A 6,060-nucleotide genomic window follows, 5' to 3' on the forward strand; every position below is an offset into this window, starting at 1 on the left:
CCCACGGCGTCTGCCATGGTCAGCCGCTCGCCGAGGAGGATCGCGGCGACGGCCACGCCGAAGAACGGGGTGAGGAAGTGGAACGTGGCCGCCCGCGTCGGCCCGATCCGGCCGACGAGCCTGAACCAGATGAAGGTCGCCGTGAGGCCCGGCATGATGGTCGTGTAGACGAAGGCCGCCACCAGTTGCCAGGACCAGTAAACGCGGAAGGTCGCGGCCTCCATGACGATCGCGGGCGGCACCAGCGCCGTCGCCCCCGCCAGCATCTGCAGGCCGATCACCATGAGGAGGTTCGCCCCGTCCGACGCCGCCGTCCTGACCGAGAGCGTGGCGACCGTCAGCGCGACGAGGGCCACGAGGCACAGGATCACGCCGGTCAGGTCCGCGCCGCCCTCGAAGCGCGCGGCCATGATGATGGCGACACCCGCGAAGCCGGCGACGAGGCCCACAAGACCCATGACCGGAAGCCGCTCGCCGAAGAGGCTCCAGTTCGTCGCCGCCACGAGAAGCGGCAACGCCGAGGCGATGATCGCGGCGAGCGAGGCCTCGACCGTCTGCATCGCGACGAAGTTGAGCCCGAGATAGATCGCGTTCTGGCTGACCCCGAAAACCAGCACCGCGCGCCACTGGCTGCGGCTCAGGCGGAACGTCTGGCCAAGCGCCACCGCGATGCCCACGGCGAGCAGGCCCGAGATGTAGAAGCGCAGCGACAGGGCGCTCAGCGGCGGCGCGGCCTCGACGATGATCCGTCCGGAGGAAAAGGCCGACGACCAGATGAAAGCAAAGACCAGCCCGAGGACCAGCGCGCGAACGTCCATCAAATTGCCCCGCTCAACGAGAAGGGCCGCGCCCGTCTCCCGGACGCGACCCTTTCACGGATGGTTGGCGGCGGCAATCAGCCGTTCACGCTGTCCTTGAGCGACTTGGCGATGGTCACCTTGACCTGCTTGTCGGCCTCTTTCTTGATCTGCTCGCCGGTGGCCGGGTTGCGGACCATGCGCTCGGGGCGCTCGCGGCAGTAGATCTTGCCGATCCCGGGGATCGTGACCGCGCCGCCGTTGCCGACTTCCTTGCTGACGAGCGCCGAGATCGCGTCGAGCGCGGCACCAGCCGTCTTCTTGTCGCTGCCCATCTCGTCGGCGATCGCCGCGACGAGCTGCGTCTTGGTCATGGGTTTCTGTGCCATGTCTGTTGTCTCCTGATACTGCCCGAGCCCTAGAGCCCGCTGGCGCGAAAGTAACCGAATATTGTGGGGCCATACAACGCTTGGCGGAGGTCGAATGCCCAAAAACATGGGCTATGCGACGTTTTTTTGACCCTTTTTTCGCGTCAGAGGAAGGCCGTTTCCTCGAAGGAGCGCAATTTCCGGCTGTGAAGGCGCTCGAGCGGCATGTCGCGGAGCTTTTCCATCGCCCGGATTCCGATGAGGAGGTGGCGCGAAACCTGCGTCCGGTAGAAGGCCGAGGCCATGCCGGGCAGCTTCAGTTCGCCATGAAGCGGCTTGTCCGAGACACACAGGAGCGTGCCGTATGGCACCCGGAAGCGGAAGCCGTTGGCGGCGATCGTCGCGCTCTCCATGTCGAGGGCGATGGCGCGGCTCTGGCTGAGGCGCTGCACCGGGCCTGCCTGGTCGCGAAGCTCCCAGTTGCGGTTGTCGACGGTGGCGACCGTTCCCGTCCGCATGATCCGCTTCAGTTCGTAGCCCGAGACCTCGGCCACGTCGGCCACGGCCTCCTCGAGCGCGATCTGCACCTCGGCCAGCGCCGGGATCGGCACCCAGACGGGCAGATCGTCGTCGAGCACGCGATCCTCGCGCAGGTAGGCGTGGGCGAGGACGTAGTCGCCGAGGCTCTGGGTGTTCCGCAGGCCCGCGCAATGGCCGACCATCAGCCAGACATGCGGGCGCAGGACCGCGATGTGATCCGTCGCCGTCTTCGCGTTCGAGGGGCCGACACCGATGTTGACCAGCGTGATGCCCGCGCCGCCGTCCCGCGTCAGGTGGTAGGTCGGCATCTGCGGCAGCTTCGCGGGCGTGTTGAGCGGCTGGTCGGGGTTGGTGATGATGTCGTTGCCCGGGCCGACCAGCGCGCGATAGCCGCTGTGCGGATCGGCCAGCGCCTTGCGGGCGAAGGCCACGAACTCGTCCATGTAGAACTGGTAGTTGGTGAAGAGGACGTGGTTCTGGAAGTGCTCGGGCAGGGTCGCGGTGTAGTGCGACAGCCGCGCGAGCGAGTAGTCGATGCGCTGCGCCGTGAACGGGGCGAGCGCGCCCGACCCGTCCTCGTGCAGGAAGCCGAAGCCGTTCACGATGTCGTCGTGGGTGGACTGGAGGTCCGGCACGTCGAAGGCGTCGCGCAGCGGGAAGGACATGGCGCCCTCCTGCGGCACCTGCACCTCGGCGTCGTTCAGGACGGCGAAATGCACCGGGATCGGGGTCGTCGACGGACCCACGTAGACCGGCACGCCGTGGTTCTGGATCAGGAGGCCCAGCTGCTGCGTCAGGTAGTGCCGGAAGAGGTCGGGCCGCGTCACCGTCGTCATGTAGGTGCCCGGCTCGGAGACGTGGCCGAAGGCGAGGCGGCTGTCGACCTTGCTGTAGCTCGCCGTGGTGATCCGGATCTCCGGATAGAAGGCGCGGAAGCGCGCGTCGGGCGGCCCGCCGTCCAGCACCACCTCGCGGAAGCGCTCGCGCAGGAAGCCGGTCGCGCCCTCGTAGAGCTCGACCAGGTAGGCCACGGCCTCGGCGGCGTCCGAGAAGCTCCGCATCTCGCCGGCCTCGGGCGTCCTGACGGGCAGGTGCCTCGTGCGCGCGGTCATCCGTTTGTCCATGTCGCTCCCGTCCTTCGCGGCGTCATGCCTTGCGCCGGGGAGTAAGGCCGGAGCGTTCGCCGCGCAAGGTTCGTGACGGCGTTCCGCGGCACTCAGCGGCCCAGCGCTTGGCGGCAAAGCTCTTCGTAGATCGGGAGCGCGCGGGCATGGATCTCCGCGTGCTCGGGCGCGACGGGCGGCAGCGGCCCCTCCGCCTCGGCGAAGCCGGTGGAGCGGTGGACGGCGCCGTACCAGTGCGTGGCCCAGACGCCGTCGAAGGGCTTCGGCCCCGCGTCCCAGGACAGCATCCGGTCGGTGTAGTCCAGCCCGATCTCGGCGCAGAGGCGTCCGAGCATGCCCCCCGGATCGCGGCGGATGTCGGCGCTGTCGATCACGGGGCCGGGGAAGCGGGCGACGAACTCGGCCTGCTGGGCATAGCCGATCTCCTCGAAGGTCACCGCCTCGCGCTTGGCGGCATAGCTCGCCAGCACCCGGGCGGGGTGCCGGATGAGGTGAGCATGGACGCAGCCCTCCACCCAGTCGAGCGGGAAGGACGGCAGCATGTGGTGCGGCATGTGCTTCATGTAGTGGTGCGCCATGCCGTCGGGCGGCGGCGCGGCGCATCGGGCGGCGACGCGGGCGGGGTCGCCTTCGTGCGCGGCGACGATCTCGGCGGCCATCGGATGCGCGCTGCCCGTCGCGGCGAGCCAGGGGGCGTAGAAGGGCTCGTCCCAGGCGGCGCAGTCGCCGCGCGCCGCGAAGGCGTACATCATGGCCGTCGAGAGGTTCCTCGGCCCCGACCACATCGCGATCCTCATGGCATGTCCTTCCGCCTCGCCCGCCCCCGTTCTGCCAGCCTTCGGAACCGGCTGCCAGAGGCGCGGGTTCGGAAAGCGAGGCGCGACCTCACGGGCATGTGCCTTGCGTCGCGGGCGCATCCGCGCGACCCATGGAGGCGAAGGAGGACATGCCATGCCCCGCACGCCTTTCCGCGACGGCGTCAAGATCGCCGCCCTCACCGCCGCGATCCTCGTCGCGCTCGCCCTCGCCCCACATCGCGCCCACGCGCAGGACATCCGCACCGCGGTCGTCGCGGGCGGCTGCTTCTGGTGCGTCGAGGCGGATTTCGAGCGTGTCGCGGGCGTGCGCGAGGTCGTCTCGGGCTTCGCCGGCGGCACGGTGCCGAACCCCGACTACCGGCAGGTGGTAAGCGGCGGGACCGGGCATCTCGAGGTGGTCGAGATCACCTACGACGCGGACGTCCTGTCCTATGCGCAGCTCGTCGACCTGTTCCTGCGCTCCATCGACCCGACCGACGCGGGCGGCCAGTTCTGCGACCGGGGCGAAAGCTATACGACCGCCATCTTCGTCGAGACCGCCGAGGAGCGCCGTATCGCCGAGCAGGCGATCGCGTCAGCCGAGGCCGAGATCGGCCGCGATATCGTGACGCCCGTGCGCGACGCGGCGACCTTCTACCCGGCCGAGGACTATCACCAGGATTACTACCGCTCCGAGGACATCATCCTCACCCGGTTCGGACCCCGGCGGAAATCGGTGGCCTACGACCTCTACCGCGATGCCTGCGGGCGCGACGCGCGCGTGGCCGAGATCTGGGGGCCGGACGCCCCCTTCGTGAACTGAGGCGTCAGTAGAAATAGGCCGCGTTGTTCGTCAGGATGATCCGAAGCACGTAGATGCCGAGGAACACGATGAGCGGCGCGAGGTCGAGGCCGCCCATCGAAGGGAGCCTGCGGCGGATCGGGCCGTAAACCGGCTCGAGCAGGCGGTTCAGCCCGTCCCAGATCTGCGCGACGATGGGCTGGCGCAGGTTCAGCACGCCGAAATTGATGAGCCAGCTCAGGATCACGTGGGCGATCACGATGAAGAAGGCCACGTCGAGCAGCAGCATGAGGATCTGGAAGAGCGAGGTCATCGGCGGGCCTTCGGTACGTTGCGAAACTCCAAGGCCACATAGGCGGGTGTGCCCTTTCGTGCAAGCGCGGGCCGCGTGACGCCACGGCGGGCTTGATCCGGGCGGCCGCCTCGGTTTTCTGCGGCCATGTATCCGTTTGTCCGCACCGCGCGCATCGCCGCCGCCGAGACCCGCAAGCCGCCGCAGGGCGTCCTCGAGACGCATGTGCTGCCGCTCACCTGCCTGCCCTGGGACGCCGACATGTTCTGGGAGATGAACAACGGCCGCGTGCTCACGATCTACGACCTCGGCCGGACCGGCCTCGCCGTCCGCACGGGCCTCTGGCGGGTGCTCAAGGAACAGAGGTGGGGCCTCGTCGTGGCGGGGGCCTCGGTGCGCTACCGCGCGCGTATCCGGCCCTTCCAGCGCTTCGAGGTCCGCACGCGGGTTCTCGGCTGGGACCAGCGGTTCTTCTACATCGAGCAGGCGATGTGGCGGGGCGACACGGCCTGCAACCACGCGCTGATGCGCACGGGCGTCACCACGAAGGGGCGGCTGACGGACACGGCGCGCGTGGCCGAGGCGCTGGGCGTCGATGCCGCCTCCCCGCCCCTGCCGGACTGGGCCCTGGCCTGGACCGGGGCCGACCGGGAACGTCCCTGGCCGCCCGCCTTCTGAGGCGATCATTTGAGAAAACTTCAGCGTTAATCATCCACACGGGATTAGCGTTTACAAAACGTGAATCCGCGCGGAGAGTGCGGCCATGTCCGTGCTCACCGAACCCAAGCCGATACCGCCGCTGTCGGAGCTTTCTCCGCAGGGCAAGCGGCGCGTCTGGGGCTGGTGGGCCTTCGACTGGGCGAGCCAGCCCTACAACACGCTCCTGCTGACCTTCATCTTCGGGCCCTACGTCAACGAGCTTCTGGGCGACGGCACGGCGGCGCAGACGGCCTGGGGCTACGGGGTCGGCGCGGCGGGCCTCGTGATCGCGCTGCTGGCGCCGTTCCTCGGCGCGGTGGCGGACCTCTCGGGTCGGCGGATGCCGTTCATCTGGCTCTTCTCGGCGATGTACATCGTCGGCGCCTGGGGCCTCTGGTACGCCGTGCCGGGCGACTTCAGCCTCGTCCTCATCCTGTTCTACTTCGCGATCGGCCTGATCGGCATGGAGTTCGCGACGATCTTCACGAACGCGCTGCTGCCCACGATCTGCCGGCGCGAGGACATGGGCCGCGTCTCGGGGTCGGGCTTCGCCTTCGGGTATCTCGGCGGCTTCGTCGCGCTGGTGGCGATGCTCCTCCTCTTCGCCGAGAACGCCGAGACGGGAAAGACGCTGATCGGGA

The 6,060-nt window shown here is 68.8% G+C and carries 8 protein-coding genes; 3 read left to right on the top strand and 5 right to left on the bottom strand.

Annotated elements, in window-relative coordinates; genetic code table 11:
* The 4 genes from ACTS11_RS07330 to ACTS11_RS07345 form a co-directional block, all read right to left on the bottom strand.
* The coding region (locus ACTS11_RS07330) for a DMT family transporter (RefSeq protein ID WP_442639674.1) at positions 1-818 on the bottom strand (818 nt) is incomplete at its 3' end.
* Positions 819-895: 77 nt separating this feature from the next.
* The gene (locus tag ACTS11_RS07335; RefSeq protein WP_442639675.1) at positions 896-1,186 is read right to left on the bottom strand and encodes an HU family DNA-binding protein; all 291 of its coding nucleotides are present in this window, start codon (positions 1,184-1,186) and stop codon (positions 896-898) included.
* 143 nt (positions 1,187-1,329) lie between these two features.
* A complete protein-coding gene (locus ACTS11_RS07340; protein ID WP_442639676.1) occupies positions 1,330-2,829 on the bottom strand; it encodes an AMP nucleosidase in 1,500 nt (499 codons plus the stop codon).
* 92 nt (positions 2,830-2,921) lie between these two features.
* On the bottom strand, positions 2,922-3,626 hold the full coding sequence (locus ACTS11_RS07345; protein ID WP_442639677.1) for an HAD family hydrolase: 705 nt from the start codon (positions 3,624-3,626) through the stop codon (positions 2,922-2,924).
* Between the two features lie 154 nt (positions 3,627-3,780).
* Between ACTS11_RS07345 and msrA the strand changes: the two genes are divergently transcribed.
* The gene (msrA, locus tag ACTS11_RS07350) at positions 3,781-4,449 is read left to right on the top strand and encodes a peptide-methionine (S)-S-oxide reductase MsrA (protein WP_442639678.1); all 669 of its coding nucleotides are present in this window, start codon (positions 3,781-3,783) and stop codon (positions 4,447-4,449) included.
* Between the two features lie 4 nt (positions 4,450-4,453).
* On the opposite strand, the gene ACTS11_RS07355 is transcribed toward msrA, so the two are convergent.
* Complete coding sequence (locus tag ACTS11_RS07355; protein WP_442639679.1) at positions 4,454-4,741, bottom strand: YggT family protein; 288 nt, start codon at positions 4,739-4,741, stop codon at positions 4,454-4,456.
* A gap of 126 nt (positions 4,742-4,867) precedes the next feature.
* Here ACTS11_RS07355 and ACTS11_RS07360 point away from each other — a divergent pair, with 126 nt between their 5' ends.
* Positions 4,868-5,398 carry an acyl-CoA thioesterase gene (locus tag ACTS11_RS07360; protein WP_442639680.1) on the top strand — a complete coding sequence of 177 codons (531 nt, stop codon included), beginning with the start codon at positions 4,868-4,870 and terminating at the stop codon, positions 5,396-5,398.
* 85 nt (positions 5,399-5,483) lie between these two features.
* A partial coding sequence (locus ACTS11_RS07365; protein WP_442639681.1) for an MFS transporter occupies positions 5,484-6,060 on the top strand: 577 nt, incomplete at its 3' end.

It is taken from the genome of Roseicyclus sp. (assembly GCF_052168335.1).
GTDB lineage: Bacteria > Pseudomonadota > Alphaproteobacteria > Rhodobacterales > Rhodobacteraceae > Roseibacterium.